We start from the raw sequence: 16,431 nt of genomic DNA on the forward strand, positions 1-16,431 counted from the left end.
GACAATAAGGCATCTAGGGTTACTTTGTTGTGACTCTTTTTTGGTTCGGCTATTTTAAAAGGATTTACAGCAAAGTATTCGGTAATGATTGTTGAGAAGTTTACATATGAAATGGGGTTGTGTCCGGTAAGCGCTTCTAAATTATATCAAATTTAAATAGGGATGCTAAGGAGTTGGTTGTCATATGTTAGCGGTTCTGAAGTGTAAAATACATAATTTAAGTAGGAATATTCTTGTATATTTAGGGCTTTTTTTAACATTAAACCAACTTTTATGAAAACAAAATTTGCACTTTTATTAGCGATTTCTTTATTCTTTAACTGTTCTACAGATGATGGAGATTCTTCCGCAACATCTAATTGTGAAACTGATATTCCTTTTTTACAAGAGGGTAATAGCTGGACCTATCAGATGACCGTTTTTGGTTTTGAAAATGGAGAGGCAAGTATGACTGTAGGCCAATGTAATGGAGCGGGCTATGAGGTAGAGCGAGTGGTTCCTAACCTATCAACTGGGCAATTGGAAACTGGGACTGATTTATGGATGCAAGATGGAGATTATTTGATAAATGAGGTGGGCAATGGTAGTGGTACCCTAGCCGAAATCTATAAGAAAAATGTGAGTGTAGGGGATGTTTGGACCTATACTAGAGGCGATGGCCATACGGTTACTCATGAAGTGGTGGCTGTAGACTCTTTAATTACTGTGCCTGCAGGTACTTTTTCTTGTAATGTTTTTAAACATACTACTACTTCTGCATTTAATGAAACATTTGTCTGTTGGAACGATGATTTTGGAAATATTAAGGAAGATGGTATGGGCTGGTTTAATCTAGAGTTGATAAACTACCAAGTAAACTAATTCTAACTTCATAATATCTAAAGCACTCGCCATAAACGAGTGCTTTTTTATTTTACAATTACCCGCAAGATAACGGGCTTTTTCAATTTACTATTATTAGTTATATTTGTTACTAACATCTGCTGAGATGTTGCAATAACAGCACTCTTTACCTAACAACTGCCAACCATGAAGCAACTGTTTTTAAAAATTCTCATAGGCTTTTTTGCTTTGCTGATTAGCGGAGGCATTACGATGTTGTGGATGACCTATATGGCAGAGCTCTTAACGTCTGATATGATAAAGTATGGTGTTGGTGGAGCATTCCACTTTGTAGGGATGTTAGTTATTTATCATTATCTACAGCGCATGATCTTTAATACGCCGTCCAAAACTTCCTAAGGTATTGCGCATAACGACTCTTAATATTTTCTTTTTAGTGCTAACTAATTGAATTGATGTAGGCTAGCTGTATATGCCTATACCGTGAATTTTTAGCAATTTACAACTTGTAGTCTTTTTAATATATAATTTAAGAGGATACGGTCAATTTGTAATCGATTGTTTCGATGAAGTGTTAAAAATTTGCGTTACAGTGCTTTATGTTGAAATAATGGGGAAACTTTATGCTGTTAATTCAACTTGTTTTTTTATATTGGTCACGCTATCAGATATAAAGGGGGAATTTCCCGATATGTCAACATAATTACAAACAATTTCCTGACCAAGTATCTTGTTTGTTGGACGGCTTATCCCGCCATCCGCAATTATAAACCCATATTAATTAAACAATAACTAAAGTTAGTAATCCATTAACTAGAACTATATGCATACCAGAAATTTAAAAGTAGCCTTAGGCCTTATATCCTTTGTGTTGGGTGTTGGCTTCAGCCTACAGATTAGAACCAATGTTGCTGAGGTTATGCCATCCTCCTTCTTTCTCAATGTATTAACCCTTGTGTTTACTACCATAGGTACACTTTTAATGTACCGTCAACTCATGCGCCTTTTATATGTTAGGGCCACAGAACATAATTAGCTGCAAGGTATTCTGCTTTGTTGTTAAGTAATTGGTTGAGATTCCTTGCTTAAATTAATAAGATTTTTCTTAGTTTAGTGGCTACTGAACAGTCATCATAGTATTACAATATGACGATAAAAGTTTAAGGTTTCAGGATACTTTACAATGAAAATATATAGAATAGTCATCATTTTTATAGCCTCGATTGCATTAATATATCAGATGTTTTATCTGGACTACAGCAATTTGGAGTGGAGCAATAATAAACCAATTTATATGAGTATGATTGCTATGCTTTGTGCAATTATTGGTAATGCACTATCTTTTGAAACAGATACTACCAAGGCTAAAAAGCCTCTTTAAATCTCCTATCCTTTCATTTTTATTAGGTAGATAAACTTACAAATTGACATAATATAGGTGTCTAACCTTGCTTATGTTGGTACGCTATTCTCTTTCCAAAGAATCCGGACAAGCCTTTGTATATTTGTTTGGGCTCATGGCCTATAACTTAGCTGCGCATGGAAAAAACCATCTTCGAGATTAGTAAAATGGACTGCCCTTCAGAGGAGAACTTGATCCGTATGAAGCTTCAGGGCATGCCAGGAATCCAGCAACTGGATTTTGATATTCCCAATAGGGCCTTGACCGTATTTCACGAAGGCCACCTCGCGCAAATAGAACAGGCTATTGTAGAACTCAATTTAGGAGGGAAGCAAATTAGCAGTGAACACACCAATCAAACAGAATTCTCCGAACACAAAGACCAGAGCAAACTGCTATGGACCGTCTTGATCATTAACTTTGCCTTTTTTGTGGTTGAAATGACCACGGGTCTGCTTTCTAAATCGATGGGATTGGTAGCCGATAGCCTTGATATGTTGGCCGATGCCTTTGTGTATGGCATCAGTTTGTTTGCAGTGGGCGGTACCTTGATGCGCAAAAAGCGCATTGCCAAACTAGCGGGCTATTTTCAGATACTGTTGGCCCTTATCGGCTTTGCAGAAGTGCTGCGCCGTTTTTTTGGCAGCGAAAGGCTTCCTGATTTTAATACCATGATATGGGTGTCTGTTTTGGCATTATTGGCCAATGGCTACTGTTTGTACTTGTTGCAGAAGTCCAAAAGCAAGGAAGAGGCCCATATGAAAGCCAGCATGATTTTTACGTCCAACGACGTTATCATTAACCTAGGTGTGATAATAGCCGGTGCTTTGGTGCATTGGTTGCACTCCAATAAACCTGATTTGATCATTGGGAGCATTGTATTTGTTTTGGTGGTGCAGGGTGCCATTAGGATTTTGCAGTTGGGCAAGTAGGGTTTGGGAGTATTGAGGAGTTAGTATGGAGAAGTGAGATGGAGGGTATGCTTTTTTATGTTCTATCACTAATGGTCATTTAGGTGAACAGCTCATGTTTTCAAGATGAGACCTCTATTTTTGTTTAAGATTTCGTGTATATTGCCATTAGGTTGTAAGGCTTATGCCATAGCAATAGAGAACCATTATATAGCAAGACTACTACAAATGAATTGGGTACTATTAATTATCGCTGGACTTTTTGAAGTGGCCTTTGCGGCCTGTTTGGGCAAGGCAAAGGAGGCCAAGGGCGTGGACGTTACCTATTGGTACATTGGTTTTTTGGTGTGTTTGGCCATTAGTATGTTGCTTTTGGTTAAGGTTACCAAACAACTGCCCATTGGGACTGCCTATGCCGTTTGGACGGGCATTGGGGCCGTTGGTACCGTATTGGTGGGCATCTTGGTGTTTAAAGAGCCCGCAACGTTTTGGAGGCTCTTCTTCATTACTACCTTGATTGCTTCTATTGTGGGGTTGAAAATGGTGTCGCATTGAGGTTGTGAGTAGGTTCTGCTCTTGTGTTCTCGATACAACCTGCTTTACAAGCAGGCCACTCGAACTGACGTAATTCAAGTTTGTTATGTTTATCCAATTTTATTTATTGGTCTGTTCGTCACTTCGAGTGATTGGTATACATGGTAATGCAGAACAATAGTATCCAGAAGGTTTTTTGTTCCTGTAATTGTTCTCGATACAACCAGCTTTGTAAGTAGTCCACTCGAACTGACGTGGTTAGAGTCTGCTGTTTTTTTCTTCTTTTGTTTATAAAGGTTTTCGTCACTTCGAGTGATTGGAATGCATGGTAATGCAGAACAATAGTATCGAGAAGTATTTTTATCACGTGCAATAGTTCTCGATTCAGCTTGCTTTGCAAGCAGCCCAATCGAACTGACGTTATTCATGTTAGTTGTATTTGTCCTTTTTTGTTTATTAGTCTGTTCGTCACTTCGAGTGATTGGTTTGCATGGTAATGCAGAACAATAGTATCGAGAAGGTTTTGTGTTGCCTGTAATTGTTCTCGATACAGCCTGGTTTGCAAGCAGTCCACTCGAACTGACGTTATTCATGTTAGTTGTATATTTCTTCTTTTGTTTATCTGTTTGCTCGTCACTTCGAGTGATTGGTTTGCATAGTAGTGCAAAGCAATAGTATCGAGAAGTAATGAAATGGCTTTATTCAATATGTTGCCTATACACCATCCACATCGCAGATACCACTCAAACAAATGCGCTCCTAACTCACTTATAAACAATGATTTGTTGATAATAAACTAACCTGTTTTTAGATGATGTGTTGAAAATGAATATCTTACGGTATAGTAACCAACTCAAATAAATGCTATGCAAAACTCTAAACACAAGGTACCCATACCGGGGCAAGGCCAGGTGATATTTAACCTGAAACTGGCCCAAAAGGAAGATTGGCTTACCTCTGAAGACGTGATGGCTTTGTTGAACATTAGTTCCAGTACGCTGTACCGCTACCGTAAGGATGGGCGAATCCCTTACATTAAACTGGGGGCGGGTAATATGTTATCCAAAAAGCCTCATTAATAAATACCTGTTACAAAACAGTGTGTTGGCCCTTAAAAAGGGGCCAGCGGCATAGAGCCCTTTGAAATATCTTTTCCCTGAGATATAGTGATGAAAGCCTAAGCCAGCAGCCAAAAACTCAAGTAATTTTGTGCTGCTGGACTTGGCATGTCCATAGGTAACCTGTCGCCTATAAAATGGTAAGGTTGCCCAAGTAACTACTGGTGGCCGCTTCCTGTTGGTTGTCCGTAACAAAACTAGCCCAAATATACACTTCAAAACCTGCAAAGTAGGGCGGCAGGTTAAGGGTAACCCCGGCATCTTGGCGTTGTGCTATCTGCTCAAAAGTTTGGAAAAACTGGGCATCTGGGGCATAGATGACCACCAGGCACTGGTCGGTGCCGCTGGCATTGCCCTGTCCGCTGTTGTCTTCCCAACTAAGGGTGAGTTCTTGGTTGGCCAAGGCCTGTACTTGTGGGCTGTCCATGCCGCGCAGGTCGCCTTTGCTAATGAGTACCTTTAGGTAATCCATTTGGTAGGCCTCGCCCACCAGTTCTACCGCTTCCCTTAGGTGGTAGGACACGGCCAGGTTAAACGGACTTTTGTCGCCCTGGCGCTTCCCAAAATAATTGGATAGAAACCCTTGAATGGGTGAGAGGAACCTCATGACCAGTCCAAACTTTTCGCGCTGTTCCAATTGTGCGTTGCTGGGTACATAATTGCCCCGAGACGGCAGACTGCGCATAATGTCCTGCCCTCTCCAGCGGACACCTACTACGTTGCCCACTTTTCCTGAAAAGCCTCCTAGGATGCCTTTGTCGAATTTTGCCATAATACTATTGTTTATTTGGTTTAACATACTGCCAATGTAGAAGCTAATTGCTTGTAAAACAAACAGCTGATGGCTTATGACCGTTCGTGACTGTTTATGACGGGTTATGATGGTTTATGACGTCTTGTGACTACTTATGACCGCTTATGACTGTTTATGACTACTTATGACGCTTTATGATGCCTTATGACCGCTCAATCCAAAATTTAGGGGGTTTTGTTCGAGGATGGTTCGAGGTTTCTTCGAGAATGGCTCGGGGCTATTTGGGCAGGAGGTACCCCGGCACGAACAACGGTGGGACGATGGTGGGGTTTGGGTGGTTGCTGGGCCGTACTGCGGTAGTGGGAGAGGACTGTTGTTTGGGAGCTATGGGTACATCCCCCTTTATCCCCCTTCGAAGGGGGAATTAAATGAGTTCTTTGAGTACTGTCCCCTTGAGGTTATCGAGGGGAAAACACTGTTTTGCCCGAAGATACCGCACGCAGTGCTACAGGATATTTTAGTGTCCCCTTGAGGGGACTACAGGGGTATTATATAGTTTCTTTTGCCTATAAAGAGCGTTTGTAGTGCTTTTATAAGGTTTTAACAAAAAGCTTATGATTTCTGTATTTTGTAGGGGGAATCTGTTATATTTGAGAAAATGTATTGAGTTGAAGGATCCCTTTCGGTGATTATTTGAATATGCATACGGTTTTATTAAAAGTTTAGCAACAATATGAAAGACAAGCTTCCTTTACTAAAGATTTTTCTTTTAACCATAGTTCTTCTTCTGTTATCCTTTGTCTGTGTTTATCTTTTTACAGAGCCAGTGTTTTGGGATAGGCTCAATTTAACAAGTACTTCTAGTATTGGAGATACAATAGGAGGTATAACAGCTCCTTTATTAGGGATAATCAGTGTAATATTTCTTTATTTAACTCTGAATCGACAAATTGATAGTATTAATGATCAAAAACTAAAGAATGAAAGTGATATAATTTTCATGTTGTTAAATCAGTTAGAAGTAGAATATAATCAAATTTACATGAATAATACCTCTAAGGATATTACTACAAAGCTTTATGGCCATGAAGCTCTGACCAAATATGCTAATTCAATTTTTAAGTATTATAATACAGCGGAGGAAAGGAAATTCAGTACATATTATATAGCTGATAGTATCTTACTCGTTATTCGTTCTTTTAAATTGATTGAAGAAAGGATTAAAATGTCAAATTTAAATGACGAACTAAAATCAATGTTTACTTTAAAATTGGAGACTTTTTATCAATGTAAATTACAGGATTCATTATATAAACTTTGTAATTTATTCGAGAGAGTTGAGCTTTTAAATGATAGTTATACTGAAGAAATAAAGGAGTTTGAAAAAAGGTTTAATAGCGGTAAATAGAAGTTATAATCAACAAACGTAATAAGCTATTGTTTATTAAATAGTGATTTATGGGCGGGATGAGTTTTATAGTGGGCATAAGTAGTCAAAAAGCCATATAAATAATTGGTTAATGAAACGTATTTTAAATATTGTCCTTATAATTTTCATAAGTGGTTATACCAACTTTTTGATGGCACAGAGAAGCGGTGAGCATTTGGTGCCGGCTACAAGCATATTTGATTATGTTGATTATAATGCGGGGGAGCTGCAAATATGCAATTATCTTTTAAAGGGAATGCACGATTTACCACATGTTCGATTCTTAAAAATCCCTTCAAGAGATCCTGAGGAAGTAATTGAATTAAACTATAATCATACTGATGAAATTTGGACATTGACCTATCGTACAAGAGGTATCATCATACATAGGCTTGAAGAGGTTGATGTTGATAGGTTTCCTATGATAGAATACACTAGAGAGTTGCCAAAAGAAATTGCTGATAAGGTTTTTGAAGTCTATGCTTTAATGATTAACAATACAAAATACTATAAGAACCCAAGAACAGGTAAGGATGGTGTTAGCTATTATTTTAGTGTTTTTGATAAGGGTTTGAAAGGGGGTAAAATATGGTCTCCTGACCCGAAATCTCCTGTAGGAAGGTTAATCGAAATCTCCGAAGACCTAGTTGCATACGTTAAAAAAGAAATGACTTATGTAGATGAGTTAAGGAGCAATATTGATGCATTAATCATGGATTTGAATAAAAAATGAAATTTTTTGTAATTATTTTGACTTTGGGTCTTGCATCTTTTCTACAGATGAATCAAGAGCAAACAATTTTGGGTTTTTCTGAAGCCAAGCTTCCTGATTATACTGTTGATAAGGCATTCAAAGGAGGGAAGTGGTATAACTGGGTTGAAAAATACAACCTACATGAACAAAAAATAGAAATAGGGTTGAAGGCTAAGCAACCTCATTCCAACGCTAATAGTTATAACCTTACTGTTTATTCAAGAATTCAAATATCTCAATTTGACTTTGCAACAAAAGATAGGTGTGGTCAAGTAATTGATGCTCTCTTAAATTGTTTTCCATATAACTGTGCAAAACTTACAAAAAATAAGGACCAAGGCATTAAGATTACGCAGTCTATATGGATTCTTACTGAAAAGCACATTTATATTGCACAGACTGCGTGTGAACAAGTTGATGAAAAATGGATAAGATTTAGAAAAGATTTTGTAGAGGCCTTTGCAGATGTTGAAACGGAAATAATCGTAACGGAGTGTGGTAATCTCACATGGATGACAAAAGAAAAAATATTAAGTGGGTCTCAATAATGAGTAACAGGGAGTAAGAAAATTTAGAGGTTTATGGTTTGCTGCCTTAGTTTTGTTAAGACAGAATCCACCCAAACCCTATTATAATTATGTCGCAGATTGTAGAGCGGAGCAGGCCAAGGTATGAGGAGGTTTGTTGGGTTGTTACGGGCTATATAACACAAAATTGAAATACTAACTTAAAACCAACCATACTATGATTTTAAAAAAAATGCTTTTTGTTGCCTTATTAACGGTTTCCGTAACGGGCTTTGGCCAGATTGTCAATACCAATATTGATAACTATAAAACGTTTAAAGAGGGGACAACCTATTTTGTGAAAAGTGAAGACGAATCGCTAAACACTTACATGATTGAGTTTTTAGCAGATTATTGGACAGTTAATCCTTATAAAATAATCGATGCTTCTGAATTGGATGCCACGGTAGGGGAGCATGCTTATTTTGTGAATTTCCTAGAACATCATTATGAGAATAGATCTAGGACCAGTGCTCAGGAGTATACCCTATTACAGCTTACGATGTTTAGGGAATTGACAGAGGCCAAAAAGAAAGGTAAGAAAAGGTACCCTAGGGATGTGCTGGGTACTGTAGAATTAAAGTATGTAGAGCCTAAAGAAAAGTGGGATATAACGCCTGCAGAGTTACGCTATGCCATCCGTTTATTGAATAACCAAATTGACTTTGTGTTTGAAATGAACATTAGTAAGGATTTAAATTTTAAAGATTTCTTGGATGTGGTGAACGAAAAAAAGAAAGCTATTGTAAAAGAGAAAACGTGGTATTTGAATGACGAAGCCCTAAAATCTAAAGTTAATTCGGCTGAAAAAATTAAAAAGCTTTATAGTTATCCATTTGAATTAAAGAGTGAAGAGGAGATAGATGCTGCTGTTTTTAACCAAGAGGCCAATGTTGTTTATGGTAAAATGATTAGGTTGAGGACGTTGTATTTTTACCTGCTTATTGATGCAGAAACCAGTGAACTTTTGTATGGTCGTGTTACCTCGGGGATGTTTCTGGATTTGGTAGGGCCTAAATTCCTTAGAGATGTGAATGAGTAATACTGTAGCCATACGGAATTGCTAATCATTTATGCGTGACGTTAGTTAATAGCTAACATAGCAATAGCCCTATTTGGGAAATAACAGTAACAAACAACCTAAAAAATATACCAATCCATACATAAAGCAATAAAATAGTACACCAATTATTTATGAAACAAACAAAAAGTATTCTTGCCCTAATTTTGCTTAACCTAGGCCTTTTTTCCTGTACAACAGAGGATAGTACAAACACTCTAGACCCTAATCCATCAACGGTTAAATTGGTGAAAACCGAAGAAATTTCGGAAACCAAAAAAATAGACTATCTCTATCAAGATGATGGCCTCCTTGCAGGCATTACGGGTATTTATAACAGTTATGGCTATTCTCAGGGCTTGACCTATGATACAGCAGATAGACTCACACAATGGACTCATCAAGAAACAGGAGCTTCTTCTTATAGTGATACCGCAAACTTTACCTATAATGCCAATGGCCAACTGGTAGGTTATGTTTCCAACAACGAAGATGTTACCTTAAGCTATGAAGGGACTACCGTAACCATGGAGGGGACTATAGAAGGCGATGCCAATGCGCTGCTTGTGCTGGAATTGGACAGCAACGGACGTGTGGTGACACTCACCGAAAGCTACCAGTACACCAACTTTAGCTATGATGCCAATGGGAATATGGTTTCGGCGCAGTCTTTTGATACTTCCAACAACCCTTTAATGGAGTTTACCATTGGGTATGACGATAAAATCAATCCGTTTTACGGGCAATTGGAATCTATTTATCTGGAGCGTTTTGTTGAATTCTTCTGGGAGTTTGAGGGGATTTTTATAAGTGGCTTTGGAGGTTATAACTTTCCGTTTCTGCAAAACAATATTACTTCAGTTACCCAAGTAGGGGGTAACACGGAAACCCGCACCTATACGTATGATGCTTCGGGATATCCTATTCAAGTAAATGAGGGTAATTTGGAGGACAGTTTGCCGTATTCTATTACGTATTATTAAGAGCCGACAAGGTATTTAATTTTAGATTGTATGTTGCTCACTTTGTTTGGCTTAGTTTGAGAGCCATTATTTAAACCTACTGAAAGCATGAAACATATTATTTGGCTATTGTGTTTTGCATTCCTGTTTAACTGTGCAGGGGAAAAGATAATGGTAAGGGAGGCTGCAAAAGGTAATGGTTACATTATTGGAACTTTAACCATTGCTAGTGCTAAACCTAGATTTGATAGCTTTTGGCTAAGTATTAAAAGCGAAGAAAGACAAAAGGGCGTGTTAGGAAGACGCAATAGTATATTAATACATAGAAGTTCTAGGCACTACAAAATGGCAGATAAAAGGGTGTACCTTTTTATAAAAGAACTCCAGGCAGGGCATTATGAATTTTTCAACTTTGGTTTTTCTAATGGCTACGTAAGTTATGATTTAAAGGAGGAGTTTTCCATTCCGTTTACAGTAGAGGAAGGTGCTGTGCAATATATTGGAGATTTTACGTTCTACCCATTTTTTAATGACAAAGGGAATGCATTGGTTATAAGCAATCAGTGGGAAAGAGATCTTGACGCATTTAAAGAGAAGTACCCTAGATTGAATTGGCCTAATGTTAAGGAAGTGACCTTAGAAAAAGGTGAGGTAAATGAAATTATCATTGACTTTATAGAGGATATGAAATAAGGGCTGTTTGTGTGGGATGGCTTTGCTAAGGGTTTGGGTATCTACTTTGGACTATGTGGATGAATGAATTAAATTTAGATATATGATGACTACAATGAATCCTTTTTTGGTAACCGTATTATTGGTGGTCACCTTATTGACCTTTGTTATTACCGTAGTGGCTTTGATAGATGTACTAAAGAGTAAGTTTCATGGCAACGACAAGCTGGTGTGGGTATTGGTGCTCTTGTTTTTGAATGTTGTTGGTGCCATCCTTTATGTTGCCATTGGCAGAAAGCAAAAGGTGAAAGACAACAATGTAAGGCAGTAAGGGAAGTTTGACGACCTAAGAGTATCCAGTAAGTTTTTTATAAGTATCGTAGATGTGTGTGATTTGAAACAAATAAAGTTAGTATTGATGATGTATGTTGGCTTGAGTTCCTTTTTGGGCTTTGGTCAAGAACTGGATTTAAGCGTTTGGAAGAGAGATTCTGTTCCATTGGGGGACTTGTTGCCGTTTCATAAAGGGCAATCGGATAGATTGTTGGAGGCAAACCAATCTAAAGACCACTGGTATTTTGAAATTACACCCGATACGGTACTTGTTAAAAACCATCCGTGTTTTAAAATAAAGGGAGATAGTTTGCCTTTCGTTATCAATGATATAGGGGGCTTGGGAGGCTATAAGTATGTAAAAAAAGTGTCCAACGGGTATCTTATTGGTAGTAATGGAGGAGAGTTTGGTGGTGGCCTTAAGTTTGTAGCTTTAAACAAAGGCTACAGTTACAATATTAAAACTTTAGGTAGTGAAAATGGAGATCGGCCAGTAGGGGCTGTAAACCAAATAGAGAGTGGAGCCCTTTATGGCTATAGGTCCAGAAACATTTACAGCATATTTGAATTCAACGGCAAGTTATATGCCACAGAAGGGATGAGTCACCTTGCTTATGACAAAGGAGCTATCATTGAAATTTTTAATGATAATGACAAGTGGTGCTACAGGCATGTAAGTGAGTTTATTGAAGCGCCTAGGGTAACGTTTAAGTACAAGGACTCACTCTATGTTATTACTGGGCAATACATTTTGAAATTAGACAAGGCCATAAACACGACACAGGTGTTGAGGGCTCCCTTTTATTGGGGGCTTTTATATCCTTCTAGTGCATTTGTAAACAATACAGATATGTATATAGCCATGCGAAAAGGCATTATGGTGATACGGGATTTTGAAACCCATCCAAATTATGAATGGTATGTAGAACCAATGCTTTAGAAGGAAAATAATTATACTGTATATTCCAAGTGTAGAATCCAGATTGCCTTTCATTGTTATAAATATAGTTTTCAGTCAAGCGCTTATTTTGATATTCTATCACTATAAAATCAGAGATATCAAAAAATAATTTGCCCTATTGTTATTTATAAAAGCACTTTAACAATAGCAGGTTTTCGTAGTAAAGTTGCTTAATATTGGTTATCTTTAAATAAGGCATTTAACGCCGCACCCTAACTATGGCAGCTTTAAACACTCTTAAACGGCTGTTGTATCCTGTTACCTTGCTCACCTTGGTAGCCCTTTTAAGTATTGGCTTGAGTATATTGGCCATTTATAAAGGGCTTACCCTAGAGAGTCCCGCTATTATCTATCCTATTGTGGTAGTGCCCATAACGCTGTTCATCCTTTGTTTGTATGTTGTAGACCGTTTTCTTGTACACCAAATGAACTATTTTCTACTCATGTTGGCTGAACTGCTGCTGCTTGGGGGAGGGTACCTATTGTACAGCTATTCTAGCAGTAGTGCCGACATTCATATAGCAACCGATGAGGATTATATTTTTGTGCTGTATGATACCGATGAAAATTCTTTGGACAATTTTAGCAAAAAGGGACTTTTTGGTAAAGAGTGGCTTGTAAGCGGCAATATTGTACATTTAAATCCTTCGCTTATTTCCAGAAACGATATCCGTATTTTACCGCCTGATACTTGGATGAGTATTCATGAAGAGGGTGGAAAATATTTTTATAAAGGCGATTCCATTCCATATATCTATAAGTTAAGAAACAGGCAAGCCAATGAGTATGAGCGTACCCAACAAGTTTACATAGACAGTCTACTTGCTTTGGCATTGCTTAGATAAAGCATTGAAAGGAACCTCAAAACAAACTAGGTGAGGTTGTTTAAAAATGAGCTTGTTTTGTTAAGTGCTTGAAATCTTTTGTGTTAGGTTCGGTAAATTGTTTATATTTAGCGTTCTACATGCTAAGATTAAAAATATATGATAAGTGACTTTTGGAAGGAAGAATGGAAACCTATTGTATTTGATGAAAAAATTGACGACAACGAAAAGTTTAAAATTTCTAATTACGGACGCGTTATAAACTGTAAAGGAGATGAGGAATTTTTAGTTAGGAAGTCTTACATCAATGGGTACCAAAACTTACCGGTTAAACAAAAAAAGAATGGAAAATCTACCAGTCGATATGTGCATAAGTTGGTGGCACAGCACTTCTTGGAACAAAATGACGGTATTTATGTCATTCACCTTAATTATGATAAAACCGATAATAGGGTCTTGAATTTGAAATGGGCTACCAAAAAGGAAAAGGAACAGCACCAGTTTAAAAACCCTATTTATCAAGGGCCTCGCAAACGGACCTATTCAAAACTTAGTGAAGCTAAAGTGAAGCTTCTCAAGCGGAAAATACACGATCCAAATCGCCGAACCCGATTGAAAATGATTGCTAAGCAATTTGGGATTTCGGAAATGCAGTTATACCGTATTAAAAATGGGGAGAACTGGGGTTCTGTGACCGATTATTAAACACTTATTGTTTTGGAATTTGGGCTCTTGTGGCATTTTGCTCCTATAAACCGTTTAAACAGAATGGTTCAAAATTAATGTTGCTGATAGATATTTAACTACCAGTTAATCAGTTGGTTATGTAATTATTTTATCTTTAGGGTTTTAATTATTAAAGTTAATAACCATGGGGAAATTAGATAATTACACAGAAGAGGAGTGGCATGTTGTAGCATCCATTCCGCAGTTGGTTGGGGCTACAATGGCCAGTGCAGGATATAGTGGGCTGGTAGGGTCTGGTAAGGAGTTGTTTGCTACAGTGCGAAGTATGATGGGGGCCAAAGAAACCTATGCCAACAATGCTTTGATTACAGCTATCATTCCAGATCCAGAAGCTGCCAAAGAGGCCATGTCTGAAGCTAGTGACCAACGCAAACAGTTTATCAATAAAATTAAGGAGGCACAAGTTAACTCGAAGGAAGGATTGGCAAAGTTGGTGTTGGACGACTGCCGGAAAGCGGTGTCTATTGTGGAGTCTAAAGAAACGGAGGCTGTTGTAAATGACTATAAAACATGGGTGCTCAATATTGCAGAAACTGTTGCCAATACGGCAAAAGAGGGCGGCTTTTTAGGGTTTGGTGGAGAGCAGTTTAGCGACAATGAACAAAAGTTGTTTGGGGAGTTGAAACAAGTTTTTCAATAAATTAAACTAGTGGCCCTGATTGTTTTTTGAAATGCTGGAGGGATAGGTTGTAAGGAGCGCTTTCTTTTGTAAGAAATTTGGTTTATATTGTTCACGCTTTGTAGTGCCCCAACACTACAAAGCTAAATGTATAACTAATAAAACCTACTTATGAAACAGTTATGTATGTGGATGCTTGCGTTCACTGTCTTTACGAGCGCTGCCCAAGTTTCTTTTAATACGGGAAGTATCCAACTGGATACCGATTTGAATACCATTAATGCACGTGCTAGTGCCGATTTTGGAGCCTTCAAAACAGATATGAAATTGTCTTACAATGTGTCTGAAAAGAGCATTGAGTATATGACGGGCAATTTACAGATGGCCTTTGGAGAAGTATACCTTGCTCTCGAAATAGCAAGAATTACCCGAAAACCTTTAAATGATGTGTTGACCTGTTACCAAACCAATAAAAATAAAGGTTGGGGGTACATTGCAAAGCAAATGGGCATTAAGCCAGGTTCGGCGGAGTTTCATCAACTAAAAAATAGTGCCAATTCCAAAAAGGGGAAAGGGGCTTCTAAAAAGAAATCCAAAGGGAAGAGTAAAAAGCACTGAAATCTTATTGAACGATGGAAGAAAGCCTCTATTGTAGAAGGCTAGATGTTGATTTACAGAGAGTTGTGTAAAATCACTAACTTTGTGTAGCTCCTGTAAATCAAAAGCTTATGAAACCATTGATGATTTGTTTGGGGTTGTTCTTCTTTAGTTTAGGAACGCTCCAAGCCCAACAAGAGGAAGCTTCTTTTGTGGGTACAGTAGCCCCTGATTTTAGTCTTTTGGATTTAAATGGTAACACCGTTAAGTCCAATTCCTTTAGAGGAAGTTTCTTGGTACTCCATATTGCAACAACATGGTGTCCATTTTGTAATGCCGAGGCACCTTATTTGGTAGACTTGGCTAATGATTACGCCAAGAAAAATGTGAAGGTGCTAATAATTGATGTGAAGGAGCCGAGGGCTTTGGTTAAGGAAAAGTTACAGGATCGTTTTGCATTTCCTTTTCCCGTTTTGCTGGATGAGGATGGAGCGGTTGCAGCCAGCTTTGCTCCGGAGGGGGTCCTGCCAGATTTGGCTAGAGATGAGGTCATGTTGGCATCCAACTTGCTCATAGATCCAGAAGGTAACATTCAATTCTTGTCACTTTTGGATTCCAAAAATTTTGACGCCAAATTATTGGCTCTTAAGGCAAGACTTGATGAGCTTCTTTCGAAACAATAATAGCATATTTATCATCTTAATTGGCGTTGTTGGTTTAATGAGGGCTCAGAACCCACCAACCCATTGGGTACAACTACAGGACACCGTATATCAAGTCCAAAAAGGGCGCAACAACATTACGCTCAAGTTTGTGATAGCCCATGGGTACCATATTCAAGCCAATGAAGAAGTTATGGATTGGGTGCTTCCTTCGAAATTACAAATGGATTCTATTAATGGGGTATCAGCTGTGTCCATGTATTTTCCAAAGGCTCATGACTTTTATCTCTTAGGGATTGATGCCCCTTTAAAAGTCTTTTCTAATACTTTAGTGGTAGAACTGGAATTTGAAATTACAGAAACTTACGATTCTTCAATCCTTTGGAATGGGGGACTTAGCTATCAGGCTTGCGACGGCAAACAATGCTTTTATCCAAGGATTTTACCGTTTACATTGCAGCTAGCTTTTTATTAAAATGTAAGAGAAATTGTAAAACAAAGCGCTTTTTTCGTAAATTAGAAGAACATATACCCTCCCTAACGTCTTTTGCCTACTCAAAAAGGTGAAAAAATAGCATCCTCAACTACACGTATTCCTACTTAAGGCCTCATCTGTACCTTTAATTTAACCCATTGTAGTTTTAAGCGTATTCATGGGTAGGTCCTCAGAACATAATCTAGGA

21 protein-coding genes are annotated in these 16,431 nt (G+C 38.0%); 20 read left to right on the top strand and 1 reads right to left on the bottom strand.

What is annotated here, in order from left to right; translation table 11 throughout:
- The first annotated feature begins 273 nt into the window (after positions 1 to 273).
- The 6 genes from RBH95_RS02005 (at position 274) to RBH95_RS02030 (ending at position 4,769) form a co-directional block, all read left to right on the top strand.
- Positions 274 to 861 carry a hypothetical protein gene (locus RBH95_RS02005; protein ID WP_307901067.1) on the top strand — a complete coding sequence of 196 codons (588 nt, stop codon included), beginning with the start codon at positions 274 to 276 and terminating at the stop codon, positions 859 to 861.
- Between the two features lie 168 nt (positions 862 to 1,029).
- A complete protein-coding gene (locus RBH95_RS02010) occupies positions 1,030 to 1,242 on the top strand; it encodes a hypothetical protein (protein WP_307901068.1) in 213 nt (70 codons plus the stop codon).
- 424 nt (positions 1,243 to 1,666) lie between these two features.
- Entirely contained in the window at positions 1,667 to 1,879 is a 213-nt protein-coding gene (locus RBH95_RS02015; RefSeq protein ID WP_307901069.1) for a hypothetical protein, read from the top strand.
- A 503-nt stretch (positions 1,880 to 2,382) separates the two neighbouring features.
- Positions 2,383 to 3,177 (top strand): cation transporter, encoded by a 795-nt coding sequence (locus tag RBH95_RS02020; protein ID WP_307901070.1) that lies wholly within the window; start codon positions 2,383 to 2,385, stop codon positions 3,175 to 3,177.
- A gap of 207 nt (positions 3,178 to 3,384) precedes the next feature.
- Entirely contained in the window at positions 3,385 to 3,711 is a 327-nt protein-coding gene (locus RBH95_RS02025) for a multidrug efflux SMR transporter (RefSeq protein WP_307901071.1), read from the top strand.
- 845 nt (positions 3,712 to 4,556) lie between these two features.
- Positions 4,557 to 4,769, top strand: a complete 213-nt coding sequence (locus RBH95_RS02030; protein ID WP_307901072.1) for a helix-turn-helix domain-containing protein — start codon at positions 4,557 to 4,559, stop codon at positions 4,767 to 4,769.
- 169 nt (positions 4,770 to 4,938) lie between these two features.
- Here RBH95_RS02030 and RBH95_RS02035 read toward each other — a convergent pair whose 3' ends face one another.
- Positions 4,939 to 5,607 carry a DUF6266 family protein gene (locus RBH95_RS02035; protein WP_307901073.1) on the bottom strand — a complete coding sequence of 223 codons (669 nt, stop codon included), beginning with the start codon at positions 5,605 to 5,607 and terminating at the stop codon, positions 4,939 to 4,941.
- Positions 5,608 to 6,295: 688 nt separating this feature from the next.
- Here RBH95_RS02035 and RBH95_RS02040 point away from each other — a divergent pair.
- From RBH95_RS02040 to RBH95_RS02105, 14 genes are all read left to right on the top strand, one after another.
- Complete coding sequence (locus RBH95_RS02040; protein ID WP_307901074.1) at positions 6,296 to 6,970, top strand: hypothetical protein; 675 nt, start codon at positions 6,296 to 6,298, stop codon at positions 6,968 to 6,970.
- Between the two features lie 112 nt (positions 6,971 to 7,082).
- Positions 7,083 to 7,724 carry a hypothetical protein gene (locus tag RBH95_RS02045; RefSeq protein WP_307901075.1) on the top strand — a complete coding sequence of 214 codons (642 nt, stop codon included), beginning with the start codon at positions 7,083 to 7,085 and terminating at the stop codon, positions 7,722 to 7,724.
- Positions 7,721 to 8,293, top strand: coding sequence for a hypothetical protein (locus RBH95_RS02050; RefSeq protein WP_307901076.1), 573 nt, complete (start codon positions 7,721 to 7,723; stop codon positions 8,291 to 8,293). Before RBH95_RS02045 ends, RBH95_RS02050 begins: the two co-directional genes overlap by 4 nt.
- Before the next feature lie 196 nt (positions 8,294 to 8,489).
- The gene (locus RBH95_RS02055; RefSeq protein WP_307901077.1) at positions 8,490 to 9,353 is read left to right on the top strand and encodes a hypothetical protein; all 864 of its coding nucleotides are present in this window, start codon (positions 8,490 to 8,492) and stop codon (positions 9,351 to 9,353) included.
- Positions 9,354 to 9,505: 152 nt separating this feature from the next.
- Positions 9,506 to 10,354, top strand: coding sequence for a hypothetical protein (locus RBH95_RS02060; protein WP_307901078.1), 849 nt, complete (start codon positions 9,506 to 9,508; stop codon positions 10,352 to 10,354).
- An 87-nt stretch (positions 10,355 to 10,441) separates the two neighbouring features.
- Positions 10,442 to 11,026: a hypothetical protein gene (locus RBH95_RS02065; protein ID WP_307901079.1), complete on the top strand. Its 585-nt coding sequence runs from the start codon at positions 10,442 to 10,444 to the stop codon at positions 11,024 to 11,026.
- 82 nt (positions 11,027 to 11,108) lie between these two features.
- Positions 11,109 to 11,336 (top strand): PLDc N-terminal domain-containing protein, encoded by a 228-nt coding sequence (locus RBH95_RS02070; RefSeq protein ID WP_307901080.1) that lies wholly within the window; start codon positions 11,109 to 11,111, stop codon positions 11,334 to 11,336.
- 63 nt (positions 11,337 to 11,399) lie between these two features.
- Complete coding sequence (locus RBH95_RS02075) at positions 11,400 to 12,278, top strand: hypothetical protein (RefSeq protein ID WP_307901081.1); 879 nt, start codon at positions 11,400 to 11,402, stop codon at positions 12,276 to 12,278.
- A gap of 239 nt (positions 12,279 to 12,517) precedes the next feature.
- Positions 12,518 to 13,144: a hypothetical protein gene (locus RBH95_RS02080; protein WP_307901082.1), complete on the top strand. Its 627-nt coding sequence runs from the start codon at positions 12,518 to 12,520 to the stop codon at positions 13,142 to 13,144.
- Positions 13,145 to 13,282: 138 nt separating this feature from the next.
- Complete coding sequence (locus RBH95_RS02085; RefSeq protein ID WP_307901083.1) at positions 13,283 to 13,828, top strand: NUMOD4 domain-containing protein; 546 nt, start codon at positions 13,283 to 13,285, stop codon at positions 13,826 to 13,828.
- Positions 13,829 to 13,994: 166 nt separating this feature from the next.
- Positions 13,995 to 14,510 carry a hypothetical protein gene (locus RBH95_RS02090; protein ID WP_307901084.1) on the top strand — a complete coding sequence of 172 codons (516 nt, stop codon included), beginning with the start codon at positions 13,995 to 13,997 and terminating at the stop codon, positions 14,508 to 14,510.
- 150 nt (positions 14,511 to 14,660) lie between these two features.
- Positions 14,661 to 15,107 carry a hypothetical protein gene (locus RBH95_RS02095; RefSeq protein WP_307901085.1) on the top strand — a complete coding sequence of 149 codons (447 nt, stop codon included), beginning with the start codon at positions 14,661 to 14,663 and terminating at the stop codon, positions 15,105 to 15,107.
- Between the two features lie 110 nt (positions 15,108 to 15,217).
- Positions 15,218 to 15,769: a peroxiredoxin gene (locus RBH95_RS02100; protein WP_307901086.1), complete on the top strand. Its 552-nt coding sequence runs from the start codon at positions 15,218 to 15,220 to the stop codon at positions 15,767 to 15,769.
- A complete protein-coding gene (locus RBH95_RS02105; RefSeq protein WP_307901087.1) occupies positions 15,747 to 16,223 on the top strand; it encodes a protein-disulfide reductase DsbD domain-containing protein in 477 nt (158 codons plus the stop codon). The genes RBH95_RS02100 and RBH95_RS02105 overlap by 23 nt, the downstream gene beginning before the upstream one ends.
- The last annotated feature ends 208 nt before the right edge of the window (positions 16,224 to 16,431 follow it).

This window comes from Mangrovimonas sp. YM274 (genome assembly GCF_030908385.1).
Taxonomy (GTDB): Bacteria; Bacteroidota; Bacteroidia; order Flavobacteriales; family Flavobacteriaceae; genus Mangrovimonas_A.

Bases quoted from the DNA above. Each gene is read 5' to 3' on its own strand.
- RBH95_RS02035 (WP_307901073.1), bottom strand. From the start codon at position 5,607: ATGTTAAACCAAATAAACAATAGTATTATGGCAAAATTCGACAAAGGC.
- RBH95_RS02055 (WP_307901077.1), top strand. From the start codon at position 8,490: ATGATTTTAAAAAAAATGCTTTTTGTTGCCTTATTAACGGTTTCCGTA.
- RBH95_RS02095 (WP_307901085.1), top strand. From the start codon at position 14,661: ATGAAACAGTTATGTATGTGGATGCTTGCGTTCACTGTCTTTACGAGC.
- RBH95_RS02020 (WP_307901070.1), top strand. From the start codon at position 2,383: ATGGAAAAAACCATCTTCGAGATTAGTAAAATGGACTGCCCTTCAGAG.
- RBH95_RS02025 (WP_307901071.1), top strand. From the start codon at position 3,385: ATGAATTGGGTACTATTAATTATCGCTGGACTTTTTGAAGTGGCCTTT.
- RBH95_RS02070 (WP_307901080.1), top strand. From the start codon at position 11,109: ATGATGACTACAATGAATCCTTTTTTGGTAACCGTATTATTGGTGGTC.
- RBH95_RS02060 (WP_307901078.1), top strand. From the start codon at position 9,506: ATGAAACAAACAAAAAGTATTCTTGCCCTAATTTTGCTTAACCTAGGC.
- RBH95_RS02050 (WP_307901076.1), top strand. From the start codon at position 7,721: ATGAAATTTTTTGTAATTATTTTGACTTTGGGTCTTGCATCTTTTCTA.
- RBH95_RS02040 (WP_307901074.1), top strand. From the start codon at position 6,296: ATGAAAGACAAGCTTCCTTTACTAAAGATTTTTCTTTTAACCATAGTT.
- RBH95_RS02090 (WP_307901084.1), top strand. From the start codon at position 13,995: ATGGGGAAATTAGATAATTACACAGAAGAGGAGTGGCATGTTGTAGCA.
- RBH95_RS02010 (WP_307901068.1), top strand. From the start codon at position 1,030: ATGAAGCAACTGTTTTTAAAAATTCTCATAGGCTTTTTTGCTTTGCTG.
- RBH95_RS02085 (WP_307901083.1), top strand. From the start codon at position 13,283: ATGATAAGTGACTTTTGGAAGGAAGAATGGAAACCTATTGTATTTGAT.
- RBH95_RS02105 (WP_307901087.1), top strand. From the start codon at position 15,747: ATGAGCTTCTTTCGAAACAATAATAGCATATTTATCATCTTAATTGGC.
- RBH95_RS02065 (WP_307901079.1), top strand. From the start codon at position 10,442: ATGAAACATATTATTTGGCTATTGTGTTTTGCATTCCTGTTTAACTGT.
- RBH95_RS02080 (WP_307901082.1), top strand. From the start codon at position 12,518: ATGGCAGCTTTAAACACTCTTAAACGGCTGTTGTATCCTGTTACCTTG.
- RBH95_RS02005 (WP_307901067.1), top strand. From the start codon at position 274: ATGAAAACAAAATTTGCACTTTTATTAGCGATTTCTTTATTCTTTAAC.
- RBH95_RS02030 (WP_307901072.1), top strand. From the start codon at position 4,557: ATGCAAAACTCTAAACACAAGGTACCCATACCGGGGCAAGGCCAGGTG.
- RBH95_RS02100 (WP_307901086.1), top strand. From the start codon at position 15,218: ATGAAACCATTGATGATTTGTTTGGGGTTGTTCTTCTTTAGTTTAGGA.
- RBH95_RS02045 (WP_307901075.1), top strand. From the start codon at position 7,083: ATGAAACGTATTTTAAATATTGTCCTTATAATTTTCATAAGTGGTTAT.
- RBH95_RS02015 (WP_307901069.1), top strand. From the start codon at position 1,667: ATGCATACCAGAAATTTAAAAGTAGCCTTAGGCCTTATATCCTTTGTG.